Source organism: Trueperaceae bacterium (assembly GCA_031581195.1).
In the GTDB taxonomy this organism is placed as follows: Bacteria; Deinococcota; Deinococci; order Deinococcales; family Trueperaceae; genus SLSQ01.
Window position 1 is genome coordinate 1 of sequence record JAVLCF010000045.1, and the last position, 17,931, is coordinate 17,931.

General features: G+C 73.8%; 20 protein-coding genes. 11 read left to right on the plus strand and 9 right to left on the minus strand.

Translation table 11 applies throughout. The annotated features are described in order from the left end of the window. The coding region (locus RI554_05670) for a hypothetical protein (protein ID MDR9391499.1) at positions 1–578 on the plus strand (578 nt) is incomplete at its 5' end. Here the strand turns inward: RI554_05670 and RI554_05675 are convergent. Beyond that, positions 532–1,140: a YceI family protein gene (locus tag RI554_05675; GenBank protein MDR9391500.1), complete on the minus strand. Its 609-nt coding sequence runs from the start codon at positions 1,138–1,140 to the stop codon at positions 532–534. The two genes, RI554_05670 and RI554_05675, sit on opposite strands and share 47 nt — an antisense overlap. 64 nt (positions 1,141–1,204) lie before the next feature. Here RI554_05675 and rodA point away from each other — a divergent pair, with 64 nt between their 5' ends. Genes rodA through RI554_05695 form a run of 4 tightly spaced genes read left to right on the plus strand, consistent with a single transcriptional unit; the run spans position 1,205 to position 3,997 of the window. Then, positions 1,205–2,266, plus strand: coding sequence for a rod shape-determining protein RodA (gene rodA, locus RI554_05680; GenBank protein MDR9391501.1), 1,062 nt, complete (start codon positions 1,205–1,207; stop codon positions 2,264–2,266). A gap of 50 nt (positions 2,267–2,316) precedes the next feature. Next, positions 2,317–2,907, plus strand: coding sequence for a LapA family protein (locus tag RI554_05685; protein MDR9391502.1), 591 nt, complete (start codon positions 2,317–2,319; stop codon positions 2,905–2,907). Between the two features lie 28 nt (positions 2,908–2,935). Continuing rightward, on the plus strand, positions 2,936–3,280 hold the full coding sequence (locus tag RI554_05690) for an iron-sulfur cluster assembly protein (GenBank protein MDR9391503.1): 345 nt from the start codon (positions 2,936–2,938) through the stop codon (positions 3,278–3,280). Between the two features lie 15 nt (positions 3,281–3,295). Further along, positions 3,296–3,997 (plus strand): hypothetical protein, encoded by a 702-nt coding sequence (locus RI554_05695; protein MDR9391504.1) that lies wholly within the window; start codon positions 3,296–3,298, stop codon positions 3,995–3,997. 35 nt (positions 3,998–4,032) lie between these two features. On the opposite strand, the gene RI554_05700 is transcribed toward RI554_05695, so the two are convergent. Together RI554_05700 and thyX are read right to left on the minus strand one after the other, a co-directional pair. Continuing rightward, positions 4,033–4,494: a 23S rRNA (pseudouridine(1915)-N(3))-methyltransferase RlmH gene (locus RI554_05700; GenBank protein ID MDR9391505.1), complete on the minus strand. Its 462-nt coding sequence runs from the start codon at positions 4,492–4,494 to the stop codon at positions 4,033–4,035. Positions 4,495–4,511: 17 nt separating this feature from the next. After that, on the minus strand, positions 4,512–5,429 hold the full coding sequence (gene thyX / locus RI554_05705; GenBank protein ID MDR9391506.1) for an FAD-dependent thymidylate synthase: 918 nt from the start codon (positions 5,427–5,429) through the stop codon (positions 4,512–4,514). A gap of 393 nt (positions 5,430–5,822) precedes the next feature. Here thyX and RI554_05710 point away from each other — a divergent pair, with 393 nt between their 5' ends. After that, positions 5,823–8,315, plus strand: a complete 2,493-nt coding sequence (locus tag RI554_05710) for an S-layer homology domain-containing protein (protein ID MDR9391507.1) — start codon at positions 5,823–5,825, stop codon at positions 8,313–8,315. A gap of 90 nt (positions 8,316–8,405) precedes the next feature. On the opposite strand, the gene RI554_05715 is transcribed toward RI554_05710, so the two are convergent. Further along, positions 8,406–9,296 (minus strand): diacylglycerol kinase family lipid kinase, encoded by an 891-nt coding sequence (locus RI554_05715; GenBank protein ID MDR9391508.1) that lies wholly within the window; start codon positions 9,294–9,296, stop codon positions 8,406–8,408. Positions 9,297–9,370: 74 nt separating this feature from the next. Between RI554_05715 and RI554_05720 the strand changes: the two genes are divergently transcribed. The 3 genes from RI554_05720 to RI554_05730 are packed head-to-tail and all read left to right on the plus strand — an operon-like array spanning position 9,371 to position 11,499. Beyond that, positions 9,371–10,087 (plus strand): hypothetical protein, encoded by a 717-nt coding sequence (locus RI554_05720; protein MDR9391509.1) that lies wholly within the window; start codon positions 9,371–9,373, stop codon positions 10,085–10,087. Positions 10,088–10,090: 3 nt separating this feature from the next. After that, positions 10,091–10,798: a rhomboid family intramembrane serine protease gene (locus RI554_05725; GenBank protein MDR9391510.1), complete on the plus strand. Its 708-nt coding sequence runs from the start codon at positions 10,091–10,093 to the stop codon at positions 10,796–10,798. A gap of 5 nt (positions 10,799–10,803) precedes the next feature. Continuing rightward, on the plus strand, positions 10,804–11,499 hold the full coding sequence (locus RI554_05730; protein ID MDR9391511.1) for a hypothetical protein: 696 nt from the start codon (positions 10,804–10,806) through the stop codon (positions 11,497–11,499). A gap of 19 nt (positions 11,500–11,518) precedes the next feature. Here RI554_05730 and raiA read toward each other — a convergent pair whose 3' ends face one another. Then, on the minus strand, positions 11,519–12,064 hold the full coding sequence (gene raiA, locus RI554_05735) for a ribosome-associated translation inhibitor RaiA (protein MDR9391512.1): 546 nt from the start codon (positions 12,062–12,064) through the stop codon (positions 11,519–11,521). Positions 12,065–12,238: 174 nt separating this feature from the next. Between raiA and RI554_05740 the strand changes: the two genes are divergently transcribed. Then, a complete protein-coding gene (locus RI554_05740) occupies positions 12,239–12,697 on the plus strand; it encodes a helix-turn-helix domain-containing protein (protein MDR9391513.1) in 459 nt (152 codons plus the stop codon). Positions 12,698–12,747: 50 nt separating this feature from the next. On the opposite strand, the gene RI554_05745 is transcribed toward RI554_05740, so the two are convergent. From RI554_05745 to RI554_05760, 4 genes are all read right to left on the minus strand, one after another. Beyond that, entirely contained in the window at positions 12,748–13,452 is a 705-nt protein-coding gene (locus RI554_05745; GenBank protein ID MDR9391514.1) for a response regulator, read from the minus strand. Positions 13,453–13,460: 8 nt separating this feature from the next. Then, positions 13,461–13,697, minus strand: coding sequence for a cell division topological specificity factor MinE (minE, locus tag RI554_05750; protein MDR9391515.1), 237 nt, complete (start codon positions 13,695–13,697; stop codon positions 13,461–13,463). Beyond that, a complete protein-coding gene (gene minD, locus RI554_05755) occupies positions 13,697–14,503 on the minus strand; it encodes a septum site-determining protein MinD (GenBank protein MDR9391516.1) in 807 nt (268 codons plus the stop codon). Before minD ends, minE begins: the two co-directional genes overlap by 1 nt. 122 nt (positions 14,504–14,625) lie before the next feature. After that, positions 14,626–16,854, minus strand: coding sequence for a UvrD-helicase domain-containing protein (locus RI554_05760; protein MDR9391517.1), 2,229 nt, complete (start codon positions 16,852–16,854; stop codon positions 14,626–14,628). A gap of 40 nt (positions 16,855–16,894) precedes the next feature. Here RI554_05760 and RI554_05765 point away from each other — a divergent pair. Then, on the plus strand, positions 16,895–17,931 hold a 1,037-nt coding region (locus RI554_05765), incomplete at its 3' end, for a cytochrome P450 (GenBank protein MDR9391518.1).

Genomic DNA, 17,931 nt, shown 5'->3' on the forward strand with positions numbered 1-17,931 from the left:
CCGACGTCGTCGTCGACGCCGTCCCCCGCGCGGCGGCCGGGCCCGACGCGCCCGATGCGGAGGCCTGGCGACCGCTCGTCTGGGCCGCGGACGGCGACGCCCGCCGTCCCCTCCTCGAGCGGCGCGAAGGGGGCGGCCCCCCGGTCTGGCGGGCGGCGTTCGACCCCGCCGCCGGCGACCTCGCGCGCCGCGTCGCGTTCCCGGTGCTGGCGGCCAACCTCGCCGACGCCGCCCGCCGCGGCGGACGGATCCCGCTCGGGGCGGCGCTCCCGCCCGGCACCACCCGCGACGGGGCCGACGTCGCGGTGGCCGACCGCCCCGGCCGCTACCGCGCGCCGGGCGGCACCGTCCGCGTCGCGTCGCTCCTCGCCGAACCGGTCACGCGCCTCCCGGGCCCGCAGGCGCCGCCCGGGGAGGGGGGCGAGGCCGCCCCGGCCGAGGGGGCCGACCCCCGGCGGGCGACCGACCTGCGGACCCCCCTGTTGCTCGTCGCGCTCGCCGCGCTGCTGCTCGACGCCGGGCGGGCGGGCTTCAGTCGTCGCCGCGCGGCGTCAGGCGTACCTGCAGGTCCAGCGTGACGCGCACGGCGTCGTCGACGCGGCGCCAGAGGAACGACGGCGCCGTCATGCCGTAGTCGCTCAGCCGCGTCGTGAACGCCCCGGTGACGTCGACGACGTCGCCGTCCCGACCGAGGCGGACCGGGACCTCGACGTCGCGGCGCTCGCCGTGCAGCGCCAGCGTGCCGCGCAGCGTCACGGTGCGCGCCGCGCCGGCGGGCAGCGCGAGGTCGCCTCCGGCTTCGGTGGGGGCGACGCCGGTCGCGGTGAACGTCGCGACCGGGTGCGCGTCGGTCTCGAACGTCACGCGCCGCGCGTTCGTGTCGCGAAACCGGTTGCCGCTGTCGAAGTCGGCGGGCGCCACCTCGACCTGCAGGCGGAGGGTCCGCAGGTCGCCGTCGTCGAACGCGAGGCGGGTCAGCGTCGCAGGCGCCACGCCCTGCCAGGTCTCCGCCCCCGCCGACGCGTCGTAGCGCACCGTCGACGCCGGCGTGAGCGTCCCCGTGAAGCGTTCGCCGTGGGCCGCCGCGAGCAGCGTCGCCGCCGCGACGACGAGGAACGTGGGAAGCGGACCGAACCTCATGCCGTGAGGCTCGCACGGCCCCCGGCGCCGCGACCGTGACCCCGCTTCCGGGTACCCTGGACGCGTGGTTCGCGCCGACCCCGGCTTCCCCGTCGTCGTCCTCGCCCTCCTCGGGGTCGGGCTCGGGACGCTACGCAGCGCGGCGCCCGGCGACGAGTTCCTGCGACAGCTGGTGTTCCTCGGCGTCGCGGCGGTCGCCGTCGCCGTCGTCGTCGCGCTCGGCAAGCGCCGCCTCGTGCGGGCCGCGCCGTACCTGTACGGCACCTCGATCGCCCTGCTCCTGCTCGTCCAGGTCGCCGGCACGACCGTCAACGGCGCCCAGTCGTGGCTGTACCTCGGGCCGTTGCCCGGCTTCCAACCCTCGGAGTTCGCGAAGCTCGCGCTGATCCTCGCCCTCGCCGGCGCGCTGCACGACCGGCCGGTGCAGGGCCCCCGCGGCTACCTCCGTCCCCTCGCGCTGATCGGGCCCCCCACGGCGTTGGTCCTCACCGAACCGGACCTCGGGGGGGCGCTCGTCATCGCCGCGGTGGGGGGCACGATGCTGCTGGTGCGGGGCCTGCCCTGGCGGCACGTCGCCGCCGCCGCGCTGCTCTTCACGGTCGCCCTGCCGAGCGTCGTCTGGCCCAACCTCGAGCCGCACCAACGCACCCGCCTCGTGTCGTTCCTCGACCCCGCCGCCGACCCGCAGGGCTCGGGCTACCAGGTGATCCAGTCCACCATCGCCATCGGGTCCGGCGGCCTGACGGGGAAGGGGTGGGGCGAGGGCACGCAGAGCCAACTCGGCTTCATTCCCTACCGCCACACCGACTTCATCTTCCCCGTCCTCGCCGAGGAGGGCGGCTTCCTCGCCGCGGTCCTGCTGTTGACCCTCTACGGCCTGTTGTTCTGGCGGTTGGTGGCGATGGCCAGCGAATGCATCTACGAGCGCGACCAGTTCGTCATCGTGGGCGTCCTGACCCTGGTCGGCTTCCAGGTCGTCGTGAACGTCGGCGTGACCCTGGGCCTCGCGCCGGTCACCGGCATCACGCTGCCGCTGGTGTCGTACGGCGGCACGAGCCTCCTGACGACCCTCGTCGCGCTCGGCCTGGCGTTCGTCGTGCACCGCGACCGCTACGCCGACTGGTGAGGCGTGGCGCGCCCCCCAGGCCGGCCGGCACCTCCGGGTAGGATGCGGCCATGAAGGCCCGCGGCCTGCTCCTCACGATCCTCCTTCTGGCGCTCGCCGGCTTCGCCGCCCTGAACTGGGCGACCCTGACGACGCCGCTGCCCGTCGACCTCGTCGCGCTGCGCACCGACGTCCCCGTCGGCCTGGTGCTGCTCGCCGTCACCGCCGGCCTCGCCCTCGTGTTCTTCCTGGCGGCGTTGTTCGACCGCGCCGGCCAACTGCGCGAGATCCGCCACCTCGAGAAGCAGCTGGAGCGGACCCGTGCCCGGCTCGACGACCGCCAGCGCGACGAGATCGCCGAGGTCCGCGACGCGGTGAAGGCGTGGGGCACCTCGCTCGAGAACCGCATCGACCAGCGGGTCGGGACGGCGGAGGCGAACCTCAAGGCGGCCCTCGCGGAAACCGACGGGCGCGAGGCGCGCCGCATCGCGGCGCTCGAGGAGCGCGTCGTCACGGTCCGCGACGAGCTCGCCGCCGACGTCGGCGAGGCGGAGGACGCCTTGCGGCGCATCTACGCGCAGGGCGCCCTCCCGCCCGGCGACGACGCCGCCGACCCCCCCGAGGGGCGGCGGGGGGCGCGCGGTGGTGGGGGCGACGCCTGAGCGGCGCAAGCCCTGCTAGGTTGCCGCCATGAGCGATTCCCCTGCCATCCTCGACAAGGAGGCGACGAAAGCGGAGATCCTCGAGGCGCTGAAGGTCGTGCGCGACCCCGAGATCCCCGTCAACGTCGTCGACCTGGGTCTGATCTACGACGTGGAGATCGACGACGACGGCGCCGTCGACATCGACATGACCCTCACCAGCATGGGGTGCCCCGTGCAGGACATGATCCAGGCGGACGCGGAACTCGCCGCCATGAAGGTGGAGGGGGTCCGCCGGGTGAACGTCGAGTTCGTCTGGTCGCCGCCCTGGAGCACCGACAAGATGAGCGACGACGGCAAGAAGCAGATGCGCATGTTCGGCTTCGATCTGTGATCCCGGACGCCTAACGTGTGGTTCCGTCGCGCCGCCGCGCCCGCCGCCGACCCGCGGACCGACGCCTGGGCGGCGCTCGCCGCCCGCCTCGAGGCGGCCCCCCTCGCGGAGGACGCCCTCGCGGCGCTCGAGGCGGAGGTTCCCGAGGACGTCGGTCGCGTCGCCGCGCCGCACCACCTCCCGCGCACGCGCGGGCCGTGGCTCGTCGCCTTCGACGCGCTTCGGCCCGACCCGCACGGGCGCGGCGGCCCGGTCCCCCGCCCCGTCCTACACCTCCGCGGGACGCCGCCCGTCGGGGGTACGCCGGCCGCGCCGGTGGCGCCCCCCTGGCCGGACGACGTCGCGCTCCGCGCGTTCCCGAACGACCATCCGCTTCTCGCTCGCCTGGAGGCGGGCCGGGCCGGCGCGACGTCGGTCGCGACCGACGACCCCGCCTTCGACGCCGCGGTGGGCGTCGTCGCCCGCGACGCGCGCCGCGTCGCCGCCTGGCTGGGGCACGACGCCGCCGCGGGCGTCCGCGCCGCCCTGCGCACCCTCCTGCGCGATCCGCACCTCCCCGAGGCCCGCCTCGTGCTGGGCGCCGACCGGCTGGCGTGGCAGGCGCTCGCGCCGGTCGAGCCGCCCCTCGACGCGCTGGAGACCGCCGCGGTGCACCTGTTCGGGGTGTGGGCGGCGCTCGACGTCCGCGCCCACCGGGCGGACCCCACGGCCGCCTGACGGCGGCCCGACCGCAGACAAACCGCGGCCGTCCGTCACCCCCGGTGGTAGGGGTGGCCGGCCCGGATGGTTTCGACCCGGTAGAGCTGCTCGAGCGCCACGACCGCGGCGAGCTCGTGCGGCAGCGTGAGGTCCGACAGGCGCCACGTCGCGTCGGCGTCCGCCACGAGGCGCGGATCGAGGCCGTCCGCCCCCCCGATCCACAGCGTCAGCCGCGACGTCCCCCGCACCTCGAGGTCGGCGATTCGGCGCGCGAGCGCCTCGCTGGTGAAGCGTTCGCCGCGCTCGTCGAGCGCCACGACGTAGCCGTCCGCCTGCGCGCGCAGGGCGTCCGCCTCCCGCGCGCGCCCCGCGTCGCCCGCACCGCCGGTACGGCCGGCACCGCCCCGCGCCGCCTTCACCGACCGGACCTCGACCCCGGCGAGTTTGGCGAGTCGGGCCTCGTAGTGCGCGAGGGCGTCGCGCGCGAAGCCGCGCGCCGGGACGCCGACGCTCACCACCCGGTAGCGCACGCTCAGCCGGGGTCGGCGCGGGTCGGGTCGGGCGCCGCGGCGTCGGCGTCGGCGGCGCGTTTCGGGGGTTCGGGGTCCAACCCCAGCTTGCTCAGGAGTTCGTTGCGGCGGCTGCGGCGCAGGCCGCTCTCGCGCAGGGCGTCGCGCAGCGCGGCCTCGTCGAGCGCGGTGCGCACGACGTCGAGCTCGCTGCGCGACAGGCGCCGCCCGTGCAGGACGTGCTCCTCGAACGCCGCGTAGGCGAGCGGCGCGACCGCCTTCGCGCACGTCGCGAGCGCCTCGCCGTACGCGCGGATCTCGTACTGCGCGTGGTCGTCGAGCCGGAGCCGGAGGAAGTGCATCAGGTTGTGCAGGTCGATCTGCCAGTAGAGCTCGGTGTACAGCGAGACCGGCAGGTGGATGCGCGCCAGCTCCCGGGCGAGGCCCTCGTCCAGGATCGTCTCGTACTCCTCGTAGGCGCTCGCTTGGCCGGCCTGCAGGAGCGCCAGGACCCGCTCCTGGAGGGCCTCGGGGACCGCTTCGTCGCCGCGCCCCTGCTTGTTGCGCGTCGATTGCGGGCGCACCTGCTCGGGGTCCGGCAGGTAGAACTCGCCCGGCAGCACCGAGTAGCGCCCGCTGATCTCGTTGGCGCGGGCGGTGCGGTGCCGCATCCACTGCCGCGCGACGAAGATCGGCATCTTCAGGTGGAACGTGAGCACCACCTGCTCGAAGGGGCTGGTGTGGGCGTGCCGCAGCAGGTAATCGATCAGGGCGGCGTCCTCGCGGACGGTCTTCGTCCCGTCGCCGTAGCTGACGCGGGCGGACTGCACGATGCGGGCGTCCCCGCCGAGGTAGTCCACGAGCCGCACGAAGCCGTGGTCGAGGACGTCGAGTCGTTCGCCCAGCAGGGCGTCGGCGGCGGGGACCGAGGGGCGCTCCATGACCCTGGAGCCTACCCTCCCGCGGGGCGCGACCGGGGAACGTCGCCGGGGCGGGCCGCCGCGGTCCGCATGAGAGCGCCTCACGTCGGGTTCTTCACATTCTCCCCTCGCGGGCGCCGTGCGCGCTCCTGGACGGGGCTCATCGGGCGCTCACGCGGTTGACCGGGCCCCCCGGTCCGTGCCATCATTGCGGCTGGTTTCGTCTGCCCGCGGAGTCGCACGAAAGGAGGTGCAACTCTCGACTCGGCTTCGCAGGGGGCGCACGAACCACGACGGACGGGCACGCCCCGACAATGGAGGAGCGCGGTGGAGGAAACACGGACACTCGCCGCACGCCCCCGATGGGGATCCTCGCCGTCGTGCACGACACTCCAACGGTTGAGAGGTATCACCATGAAGAAACTCATTGCATTGCTGGCCGCGGCGACGCTGGCCGGCGGCGCCTTCGCGCAGAGCTTCCCGGACGTTCCGAGCGGGCACTGGGCCGAAGATGCCGTCGAGCAGATCGCCGAGCTGAACATCGTCATCGGCTTCCCCGACGGAACGTTCCGCGGGAACGAAGCCTTCACCCGCTACCAGGCGTCGCTCGTCATGAGCCGCATGCTCGGCGTCATCGACGCCGACATGGCGACCATGGACGCGCGCCTGTCCGCCGCCGAAAGCACCATCGCCGGCCTGTCCGACGACGTCGACGCCGCGATGATGAGCGGCATGGACGGCGACGCCCTGCAGGACGTCCAGAACCAGGTCTCCGCCGCGCGCGTCGCGACGGATGCGAACGCCAACGAGATTGACGCCCTCGAGGAGTCCGTCTCCGACGACATGGCGAGCATCCGCGAGTTCGCGATCCTGCTGCGTCGTAACCAGGTCGCCCTCGGCGATCGCGTGACCGCGCTCGAAGAGCAGACCGCCGGCATCGGCGCGCTCGAGAGCCGCGTCGCGGACCTCGAGACGAACCCGCTCGGCTTGAGCGGCTCCATCGCCCTCGAGTACTACGTCGGCCGCAACAGCGATCGCGACGACACCCTGACGCCGTTCGACATCGACCGCGCCTACGGCGTGGGCATGGACCGCGACATGGGCGAGTCGTACTTCAGCACCGGCACGGATTCCGAAGCGAACCCGGCCGGCGACGAAGACGAAGTGGACGAGCCCGGCGAGTACGCGCAGGACCGTGGCGACATCAGCTACGGCAGCGACTTCACGAGCGAACTGTCGCTCGAGGCCAGCTACACGCTCGGCGGCGCCAGCGCCGACCGCGGCCTCAACAGCTTCGACGCCGTCGTGACCATCGCGCTCGACGAGTCGGGCGAAGGGGTCGACGAGGGTGCGCTCGGCATCGACGCCGGCAACCTCGTGGTCGACGACGTCACCTTCACGTACGACGGCATCGGCGCCGCGCCGTTGACCTTCAACTACGGTCGCGCCGTCACCGGTAGCTTCACGCCCTACACGCTCGAGCGCGAGGACGTCGGCTTCACCGCCGCCCTCGGCGCGCCCGACGCGCTGGCGTTCCTCGACCCGTCGCTCGACGTCGCGTACATCACGACCGACGACGACGACGCGACCCTCGAGACCGCCAACGAAACGATGGGCGTCCGCGGCCAGCTCTCGGCCATCGAGGGCCTGACCGGTGGCTTCAGCTTCGTCCGCCACCAGACCGACACGACCGACGGCAACCAGCCGGACGACACCGACGATTCGACGACCATCTTCGGTCTCGACGGCGCCGGCGACTTCGATCTCGGCACCCTCGGCCTCTCGGTCTCGGGCGAGTACGCGAACGCCAGCACCTCGGTCGAAGGCGAAGACGCCATCGACGTGCTGTTCGTCGACGCCTCGACCACGGTCGACGTCCTCGGCGGCCTCACGGTCGGCGGCAACTTCCGCGACATCGACGCGGGCTGGACCGGCGTCGTGAACGCCGACAACACCCTCGTCGACGCGGACGAGTTCCCGTACGCGGAGAACCAGCAGGGCTTCCTGGTCGAAGGTTCGGCCGGCGTCGCCATGCTGAGCGTGGGTGGCTGGTTCGATCGCTACGACTACGACCTCACCGACGACGCCGACAACCTCGTGCAGGCCTGGGGCGCCGACGCCTCCGCCGACCTGTTCGCCGGCTTCTCCGCCAGCGCCGGGTACACCACGGTCGACGTCGACGAGACGACGGTCGCCGACCTCGGTGGCGCCGCCGACCCCGACGGGAAGGAGTACGCGACGGAGATCACCGCGGGCATCGCCCACGACGGTGCCGCGTCCGACGCCCTCATCGCCGACCTGAACCTCGCGGCCAACTACACGATGGGCTACGAGGACGGCACCGAGGAGCTCTCGGAAACCGTCATCGACGCCAGCGCGGACTACACGCTGGACGTCGCGGGCGCGACCGTGACCCCGTACGCGAGCTTCGAGGCCGTCGACGCCGACGGCGACGTGAACGACTCGCAGACGATCACGGCCGGCACCGGCCTCGTCACCGAGCCGCTCGACGTCCTCCTGGCGCCGAGCCTCGAGGCGGCCGTCAACTACATGCAGTCGACCCAAGTGTCGACCCGCGAGTACGACGCCAGTGAGCTCCAGTGGAGCGTCGGCCTGAACCTCGGCGAGTTCCTCTTCCCGAACTCCTCGATGGCGGCCCGCTACGGCTCGTACACCGGCACGAACGTGTACTACGACGTCAACACCACCGACCTCGCCGAGAACCTCTCCGAGGGCATCGTCGACAACGGCGACACCACCGGCAGCGTTGCCGGCTTCGAGGTCGAGTGGAACTACTACGACCTCATGTTCGGCTTCGGTCAGTACACGAACGACCCGGACACCGACGTCGACGAGAACGACGTGACGGCGCAGGTCTTCAGCGTCGCCTACGACGTCGCGTTCTAACGACCTCCCCCGTCCCGGCCTTCGGGCCGACGAGCACGCGCGCCCCGCTTCGGCGGGGCGCGCGCTTTGCGTGGAGAGGGCCCGGGGGCGTCAGGGGGCCCGCACGCGCAGGCTGGCGGGCCGCACCTCGATGGCGAACGACGTCGCCGGCGGGAAGGCCTCGCCGTCCGCGTGCCACGTGCGCGGCGTCGCGGCGTCGATCCGCACGCGATGGACGGCGTGGTGCGCGACCCTCGGGTGGTGCAGGTGCCGTCCTGCCATCGCACGCGGGAGGAGCGCCAGGGTTCCGCGCCGCGTGAGGTCGCCCGCGACGATCAGGTCCAGACGCCCGTCGTCCACCGCCGCCATCGGCGCGAAGCGGAACGACCCCCCGGTCCTCGGGCCGTTCTGGGTGCTCACCAGGAGCGCCGGACCGTCGTGCACCGTCCGCTCGGTCCCCCCGGCCCCGTCCACGATCCCGACGCGCATGCGGCCGACGTCGTGGCGGCGTAGCGCCACCGCGACCGCCCACAGGTAGGCGCCCACGCCCCGGAGCGGGCGGGGGGCCCGGTGCACCAGGCGGCCGACCTCCGCATCGAGGCCGACCCCGAGCGCGTTCAGGAACGGCTCGCCGTTGCAGACCCCCGTGTCGATCGTCCGCGTCCGGCCGTGCAGCAACGCCCGCAGGGCGGCGTCCGCATCGCCCCGCGGCAGCCCCAGCGCGTGCGCGACGTCGTCGCCCGACCCGACCGGGACGAGCCCTAGCATGCGGTCGCTGCCCAGCAGGCCGCGCGCCACCTCGTGCGCGGTGCCGTCCCCGCCGACCGCGACGACCGTCGCGCCGTCCGGCGTCGCGGCCGCCAACCGCGTCGCGTGGTGCGGGCCGGTCGTGACGTGCACCTCGAACGCGACGCCGGCCGCCTCGAGACCGGCCCGGACCTTCGGCCAGGCGGCCCGGGCGCGCCCGCGCCCCGCGACGGGGTTCACCACGACGTGCAGCACGGACGGAGTCTATCCCCCACCCGCCGCCCGCGTGCCGCCCGCGTGCCGCCACCGGCGGGCGGTATGCTCCGCGCATGCCCCCGTTCGACGCCTGGTTCGACCTGGACGCCCTCGACGCGGCGCTGCGCGCCCCGTTCGAGGCGGCCGGCGTCGACGACGACGCCCCCTGGACCCTCCTCGCGGGCCTCGACGCCGTCCTCGCGGACCGCATCGCGGCCGACCTCGCGGCGGGGGCGGCGGAGCCGGGCGCCGACGCGACCCGCGCGCGGGTGCACCCCACCGCCCTCCTCGAGGGCGACGTCGCGATCCACCCCGACGCGGAGATCGGCCCGTACGCCTGGGTGCAGGGGCCCGCCTGGATCGGGCCCGGCGCCCGCGTCGGGCACGCCGCCGTCGTGCGCGGCGGCGCGATGCTCGGGGCGGGTACGAACGTGGGGCACGCCAGCGAGGTCAAGCGATCCCTGCTGCTGCCCGGCGCGAAGGCGCCGCACTTCGCGTACGTCGGGGACGCCGTCCTCGGGCGCGACGTGAACCTCGGGGCGGGCGTCAAGATCGCCAACCTCAAGCACGACGGGGGGAACGTCGCCGTCGACGGCGTCGATACCGGCCTCCGCAAGTTCGGGGCGATCCTGGGCGACCGCGTCGCGGTCGGCTGCAACGCCGTGCTCGGGCCCGGCGCGATCGTGGGGGCCGGCAGCCGCATCTACGCCGGCGCGGTCGTGGCCGGGCGGGTGCCGGGCGGCGTGATCGTCAAGCACCGCCCGCCGCTCGAGACCGCCGCCCTCCGCTGAGCCGTGCTCCCCGTCCGCGACCGCAACCCCGCCCCCGGGCCCGCCCCCGTCACGCGCCTCCTGATCCTCCTCAACGTCGCGGCGTTCCTCGTGCAGATCCGCCTGCTCGGGGCGGGACCGGCCCTGACCCTGATGGAGGTCGGCGCGTTCGTCCCGCAACGCTTCCTCGCCGACCCCATCGGCTTCGCCCCCAGCCTGCTGCTGCACGCCTTCCTGCACGCCGACCCGCTGCATCTCGCCGGCAACCTGTTCTTCCTCGCGGTGTTCGGGGACGACGTCGAGGTGCGCCTCGGGCACGGCCGCTACCTGGCGTTCTACCTCGCCGGCGCGGTCGTGGCGGCCGGCGTGCATGCGGCGTTCGAGCCGTCGGGGTGGCGACCGCTGGTGGGCGCCTCGGGCGCCATCGGGGCGCTCCTGGCCGCCTACGTCGTGTGGTTCCCGCGGAGCGGCGTCCAGGCGTACGTGTTCGTGCTCGCGCCGCTCTGGTGGGCCCTGCGGCTCGTCGGTCGCCCCCCGCACTTCTACCTCTGGTGGCTCCCCGCCTGGGGGTACGTCGGTTGGTGGGCGGTCGTGCAGGGCTGGCAGGCGTCCGGCACGCTGGCGGTGCGCGACGTCGCCGCCCCGGGCGTCGCCTGGTGGGCGCACGTCGGCGGGTTCGCCTTCGGGCTCGCGGTCGCCGCCCTCGCGCGCCGCCGCCGGAGCGCGGGGTAGGGGACGTGGACCTCGTCTCCGTCCACGTCCCCAAGGCGGCCGGCAACGCCGTCCGCCGCCTCCTGGTGCCGCCCTTCGGCGGCGGTGTCGCGTACTTGTACGGCGACTACCGCGCCGAGGGCGCCTTCGCCGACCGCTGGCCCGCGCTCCGGGCCCGCGACGCCCGCGGGGCGTTGGCTGCGGTGCACGGGCACGTCCCCCTCGATGCGCTCCGGACGGCGTTCCCGGACGCCGCGACGATGGTGTGGTTGCGCGACCCGGTCGACCGGGTGGCCTCCTACGCCGCCTACTGGGCCGGCCGCCGCCGTCACGGCAACCCGACGCACGACGCCTTCCTCGACGCCGGCGCCGACCCCGTCGCGCTGGCCGAGATGCTGCAGGGGGAGGTGGCGGGCTACCTCGGAGCGACCGGCATCGAGGACGTCGATTTCGTCGGCTTCACCGAGACGTTCGAGGCGGACGCCGCCCGCTTCGAGACGTGGCTCGCACGGCGGGGCCTCCCGTCCCGGGCGTGGCGCCGCCCCGTCGACCGCGTCGCGCGCGCGTCGCTGCGGGCCGAGATCGCCCTCGCGCCGGTCGCGAACCGGACCCCCCGACGGACGCCCCTGGATCCCGCCGTCCGCGCCCAGCTCGAGGCGGTCCTCGCGGGCGAGCGGGCGATCTACGACGCCGCCCGGGCGCGGCGCGCCCGGGCGGCGTGAGGGGGGCGGACGGCGGGCGTCAGGCCGGTTCGATGACGCCGTAGTGCCCGTCGTCGCGCAGGTAGAGCACCGACACCGCGTCGGTGTCGAGGTTGCGGAAGACGTAGAAGTCGTGCCCGAGGGCCTCCATCTCCATCGCGGCGTCCTCGGGCGCCATGGGGCGCAGGACGTGGCGTTTGGTGCGCACGATGCGCGGGGGGTCCTCCTCGTCCTCCCCTTCGACCGGGGCGGGGGGTGGGGGTTCGACCGGCTTGGCGTCGTCGCGCTTCGCCTCCTGGCGGCCCTTGACCTTCTTGAGTTGCCGTTCGAGCTTGTCGACCACCACGTCGACCGCGGCGTAGTGGTCCACGGCGCGCTCCTCGGCGCGGACGACGGCGTTCGCGACGTTGATCTGGACCTCGACCTTCGCCGGCTGGCCACCGACCCGGTCGTTGTAGGACATGACGACCTTCGCGTCCACGATCTGGTCGGAGAACTTGTCGAGCTTCTGGAGTTTGTCCTCGGCGTACGTCCGCATGGCGTCGGTGACGTCGATGTTGCGGCCGATCGTCTGGTAGATCTTCATGGCGCCCCTTTCCTGCGTCGCGCGGTGCGCGACGGACCCGCAGGTCGCATTCCGTCCGGTAAGGATACCACCGCGCCCGCCGCGGTCCGGGCCGCACGCCCCCTGGCCGGCGGGAGGGAACGCCGTGTAGGCCGGACGTCCCCGGGCCGGTGGGGCGGGTGATACGTTTCGTTCGTGCCGACGCGTTGCCCCTCCGCCGACCCGTCCCACCCGACGCAGCGCGCCATCTGCGTGCTGCAGGAGAAGTGGGTGCTGCACATCGTGCACGCGCTGCTCGACGGGCCGCGCGGCTTCAACGAACTGGGGCGCGACGTCGGCGGCTGCAACCCCACCACGCTGCGTCAACGCCTCGTGGCGCTGCAGGACGTCGGTCTCGTCACCCGCCACGGCGGCGAAGAGGGCGCGGCCCGCGCCACGTACGCCCTCACCCCCGCCGGGGAGGGCCTGCGCGACGTGATCGCCGCCATCCACACCTGGTCGCTGCAGCACCTGCACAGCACCCGCGGGCCGCGCCCCGCCCCCACCGACGTCGGTCGGGGGCCGGTCCAACGCCGGCCGGCGGGCCCGCCCACCCACGAGGGCGTAGGCGCCCCGATCGCGGTCGAGGCGGCCGGCACGACCGACGGCTCCTGACGCCGACCCCCCAGCCCGTACCCCAGCCCGACCGAACGACGCCCCGCGCGTCAGGTGCGGCCGCGCCGCCCGAGGCGCGGGCCGCGCGGCGGATCGTCGGCCTGCTCCTGCGCGTCGAGCGCGTCGAGCAGCGCCGCGTTGCGCCGCTCGAGCTCCGCGATGCGGGCCCGCAGCTCCGCCTCGCGGGCGCGCGCGGCGCGCAGCGCGCGCGCCCACGCCTCGGGGTCGTCGGGGAGGGGGTCGGGCCCGTCGCCGGCGGGGGCGTCGGGCGGCCGCCCCCCGCCGCCCTCGCCCCGGCCGCGCGGGGTCGGCTGCGCCGTCCCCCCACGCTGGGCGTGCAGGCGCGCCGCGAGGCCCTTCCCGGCCAGGGGGCGGGGGAGGAGCAGGTCGGCGCCGACCGCGTCGGCGCGGGCGTGCGCGTCGGGGGACAGGCCCGCCGCGCCGTCCCCGTCGCCGTACAGCACCACCGCCACCCGCTCCAGGCGGGGCACCTCCCGCAGGCGCCGCACCACCTCGTCGCCGGGCAGGTCGGGCAGGTCCAACGCGACGAGGACCGCGTCCGGCGTCGCGTCCTTCAGGTGCGCGAGGGCGGCCTCCGCGCTCGCGGTGAACGTGAGCGCGAACGCTTCGGTGCTCAACAGCACGTCGAGGAGGTCGTGCTCGTGCGAGGGCGCCGCGACCAGGAGCTGCACGGGCGCGTCGCCCGACCCACCGGCCGGGTCCGCGCCGGGGCGGCCTCCCGCGGGGGCGTCCACGTCCGCCCTCACCCCTCCAGGGGGAGGTTCGCGGTCATCACCATCCGGTCGCCCTGCTGTTCGAGCGTGACGTCGTAGCCGGTCTCTTCGGTCGGGAAGTACTTCGACAGGACCTCCATGAGTTCCGCCTTCAGGTCCTCCATGCGTCCCGGCGTCAACTTCGCGCGGTCGTAGGACAGCACCATCTTCAGGCGTTCCTTCACCTGGTCCTTGCTCTTCTTGCGGCCCCCGAACAGGCGGAACATCAACGACCTCCGAACAGGCGCCGGAGCCCCCCGAGGAAGCCGCCGGAGCCCTGCTCCAGGGCGGCGTAGGGGATCTCCTCGCCGGCGATGCGGCGCGCGACGTTGCGGAACTCGTTGCCCGCCTGGTTCCCCTCGTCGAGGCTGGCGGGACTCCCGAGGTTCGTCGACACGAGGATGCGTTCGTCCTCGGGCACGATGCCGATCAGTTTCACGCCGAGGATCTCGAGGACGTCGTCGACCTCCAGCATGTCCCCCCGCTGCACCATCTCCGGACGCAGGCGGTTGATGATCAAGCGGACCTCGTCCACCCCGCGCGCCTCCAGCAGGCCGATGATGCGGTCGGCGTCCCGGACGCTCGACACCTCGGGGTTGACGACCACCAGCGCACCGCCCGCGGCGCTCGCCGCGGTCTGGAAGCCGGACTCGATGCCGGCGGGGGAGTCGATCAACACCCGATCGAAGCCCTCCTCCTCGATCAGCAGGCGGACGGTCTCCTGCATGCGCTCCTCGCTCAGGGCGCTCTTGTCCTTCGTCTGCGAGGCGGCGACCAGGTGCAGGTTGTCCACCCGCTTGTCGCGGATCAACGCCTGCTTGAGTTTGCATTCGCCCTCGAAGACGTCGATCAGGTCGTACACGACGCGACCCTCGAGGCCCATCACCACGTCCAGGTTGCGGAGGCCGACGTCGGTGTCGATCACCACGACCTTCTCCCCCGCCTTCGCGAGGGCCGCCCCGACGTTGGCGGTGGTGGTGGTCTTGCCGACGCCCCCTTTGCCGGACGTCACGACGATCGCTTTTGCGTCCACTCGGTGTCCTCCCTCGGCGCGACGCGGTCCGCGCACGCCCCATGCTGCGCAACGAGCGTACCACGCGCATGCGGCACCCCCGAACCGGGGGGATCCCGCGTGGCGGCCGCTGCGGCCGCCCCTCAGGCGTCCTGGAGGTTCGCGAACTTCGCCAACAGCTTCTTCGCGCCCGCGCCGTCGAAGACGACCGTCAACTGCGCCTTGGGGCCCTCGCCGGACACGCCGACGATCGTCCCGACCCCGTACTTCGGGTGGCGCACCTTCTCCCCGCCGCGGTACGTCCGCACCTCGCCCCCGGGCGTCTCCACCTTCGTCTGCGTCGCGCCCCACGTCACCTTCGGGCGCAGCGGCGTCCGGCCCGGCTTCGCGAGCGGCTGCCCGAACGCGTCGATCTCCTCCAGGTCGTCGCGCGGGACGTCCTCCAGGAACCGCGACGGGCGCGCCGGTTCGGTTCGCCCGAACGTCATGCGGGTGTCGCAGTGCACCAGGAACAACCGCTCCTGCGCGCGGGTGACGCCGACGTACGCCAGGCGCCGTTCCTCCTCGACCTCCTGCAGGCTCGTGGTGGCGCCCCGGTGCGGGAGCAACCCCTCCTCGAGCCCGACCAGGAACACGACCGGGAACTCCAGGCCCTTGGCGTTGTGCAGCGTCATGAGCGTCACCGCGTCGTCGGGCGCGTCGCCGTCGTTCACCGCGGCGACCGCGCGGTCGTCGACCGACGCCATCAACGCCGCCTCGTCCAGGAACTCCTGGATCGTCCCGCCCTCCTGCGCCTCCCACTCCTCGACGGCGCTCGCGAGCTCCCCGAGGTTCTCCAGCCGCCCCTGCGCCTCGACGCCCGCCTCCTGCCGCAGCGCGGCGACCATCCCGCTGGCGTCCAGCATGTGCGCGACGAACTGGCCGGCGGGCAGCGTCTCCGCCGCCTCCGCCAGGTCCCGCATCAACGCCTGGAACCCCGCCACCTTCTTCTCCGCCGCGGTGCCCCCCAGCACCTCCTCGTGCCGCCGGACCGCCTCGGAGAAGGCGATCCCCTGGCGCGCGGCGAAGCCGGCGAGCTTGCCTTCGCTCGTGCCGCCGATCCCGCGCTTGGGCCGGTTCAGGATGCGCCGCCACGACACGTCGTCCGCCGGGTTCAACGCCGCCCGGGCGTAGGACAGGGCGTCCTTCACTTCGCGCCGCTCGTAGAAGCCGACGCCGCCCACGATCCGCGCCTCCAGTCCGGCGCGGCGCAGCGACTCCTCCAGCGCCCGCGACTGCGCGTTCGTGCGGTACAGCACCGCGAAGCGGTTCAGGTCCCCGCCGTCCTCGGCGAGGAGGCGTTCGACGCTGCGCGCGACGAACTCCGCCTCCGCGCGGTGGTCCGCCGCGCGGTACAGCGCCACCGGGACGCCCTCCGCCTTCACCGGCCGCAACGCCTTGGGGAGGCGCCCGGTGTTCGGTTCGATCAACGCGTTCGCGACCCGCAACACCGAGGGGATGCTGCGGTAGTTGTGCTCCAGGCGGAACGTCGCGGCGTCCTCGTAGTCGCGCTGGAAATCGAGGATGTTGCGGATGTCCGCCCCCCGGAAGGCGTAGATCCCCTGGTCGGGATCGCCGACCACCATGACGTTGCGGTACTTCTCCGCCAGTTGGTGGGTGAGGCGGTACTGCGCGGCGTTCGTGTCCTGGTACTCGTCGACGTGCACGAACACCGCCCGGTCCTGCACCTTGTCGAGGACGTCGGGATGGTGCGTGAACAGCTCCACGGTGCGCCCCAGGATGTCGTTGAAGTCCACCGCGTTCGCGCGTTGCAGTCGCGCCTGGTAGCGCTCGTAGACCTCGACGATCTGCTCGAGCTCGATCCCGCGGATCGCCGCGCCGTACGCCTCGACCCCCTCCTGCGCCAGCAGCGCGGGGCTCCACAGGTTCGACTTCGCGCGGTCGATGATCGCGCGCAACGTCCGCGGGTTGGCCTCCCCGAGCCCCGCCACCGTCTTCTGGATCTCCTTCAGCAGGTCCAACTGGTCGCCGTCGTCGTAGATCGCGAAGCCCGGGTCGAGCTGGATGGCGGCGCCGTACGCCCGCAACACCCGCAACGCCGCGGCGTGGAACGTCGACACCCACAGGTCCCGCGCGGGCGGCCCGACGAGCGCCTCGACGCGTTCGCGCAGCTCGCCCGCCGCCTTGTTCGTGAAGGTGACCGCCAGGATCTGTTGCGGGTAGACGTCGTGCGCCTCCATGAGGTGCGCGATGCGGTGGACGACCGTGCGGGTCTTGCCCGACCCCGCCCCCGCCAGCACCAGGGCGGGGCCCTGCGCGTGCGCCGCCGCGGCGCGCTGTTCGTCGTTGAGGCTCTCGAGCAGGTCCGCCATCGGCCCGGCAGTGTAGCCCGCCGCACCGGTAGGATGCGGCATGCCCGACGCCGTTGCCTTCCGGCCCGACGACCCGGCCTTCCTGCACGACCCCTACCCCACCTACCGCGCCCTGCGCGAACGCGACCCGCTGCACTTCCACGCCCCGTGGGGCGCGTGGGTCGTGACGCGCTACCGCGACGTCGACGCGCTGCTGCGCGACAAGCGCCTCGGGCGCGTGATGGACGGCGTGGAGAAGCGCCCCGCGAACCCCGAGCACGCCCCGTTCGACCGCATTCAGGCCGGCTCGCTGCTGGAGATCGAACCGCCCGACCACACCCGCATCAAGACCGCCGTGCACGAGGTGTTCACGCCCAAGCACGTGCGCGCCCTCGGGGAACGCATCGAGGGCCTCGCCGCGCGGCAGGCCGACGCCCTCGCCGCCCGCATCGACGCCGACGGCGACGCGGACCTGATCACGGTCTTCGCCGAACCGATCCCGGTCACCGTCATCGCGGAGTTGCTCGGCGTGCCGGAGGCCGACCGCACCCGGCTTCTGCCCTGGTCGAAGGGCATCATCCAGATGTTCGAGCCCGAACGCACGCCCGAGCAGGAGCGCGAGGCGGTCGACGCCGCCCGCGACTTCGCGGCGTACGTCCGCCACCTCGCGGCGGCCAAGGCGGAGGCGCCCGGCGACGACCTGATCAGCCGCATGGTGGGGGTCCGCGAGGACGATCCCGAGCGCCTGAGCGAGGACGAGATGGTCGCCAACGCGATCCTGTTCCTCAACGCCGGCCACGAGGCGGTCGTGAACGTCCTCGGCAACGGCGTCAAGGCGTTGTTCGAGCATCCCGACGCGCGCGCCGCGCTGCACGACGACCGGTCGCTGCTGCCCGGGGCGGTGGAGGAGATGATGCGCTACGACACGCCGCTGCAGTTCTTCGAGCGCTTCGCCCTGGAGGACCTGACGTTCACCGGCGACGACGGCGTCGAACGCCGCTTCGAGGCGGGCACGAAGTTCGCGCTCTACTACGCCTCGGCGAACCACGACGCGGCGGTGTTCGACGCGCCCGAGCGCTTCGACGTGCGCCGGCACCC

What these genes read in the sequence shown, in the direction of transcription:
- RI554_05675 (MDR9391500.1), bottom strand. Translation starts at nt 1,140, where the DNA reads ATGAGGTTCGGTCCGCTTCCCACGTTCCTCGTCGTCGCGGCGGCGACG.
- RI554_05685 (MDR9391502.1), top strand. Translation starts at nt 2,317, where the DNA reads ATGAAGGCCCGCGGCCTGCTCCTCACGATCCTCCTTCTGGCGCTCGCC.
- RI554_05690 (MDR9391503.1), top strand. Translation starts at nt 2,936, where the DNA reads ATGAGCGATTCCCCTGCCATCCTCGACAAGGAGGCGACGAAAGCGGAG.
- thyX (MDR9391506.1), bottom strand. Translation starts at nt 5,429, where the DNA reads ATGGAGCGCCCCTCGGTCCCCGCCGCCGACGCCCTGCTGGGCGAACGA.
- RI554_05710 (MDR9391507.1), top strand. Translation starts at nt 5,823, where the DNA reads ATGAAGAAACTCATTGCATTGCTGGCCGCGGCGACGCTGGCCGGCGGC.
- RI554_05720 (MDR9391509.1), top strand. Translation starts at nt 9,371, where the DNA reads ATGCCCCCGTTCGACGCCTGGTTCGACCTGGACGCCCTCGACGCGGCG.
- raiA (MDR9391512.1), bottom strand. Translation starts at nt 12,064, where the DNA reads ATGAAGATCTACCAGACGATCGGCCGCAACATCGACGTCACCGACGCC.
- minE (MDR9391515.1), bottom strand. Translation starts at nt 13,697, where the DNA reads ATGTTCCGCCTGTTCGGGGGCCGCAAGAAGAGCAAGGACCAGGTGAAG.
- RI554_05760 (MDR9391517.1), bottom strand. Translation starts at nt 16,854, where the DNA reads ATGGCGGACCTGCTCGAGAGCCTCAACGACGAACAGCGCGCCGCGGCG.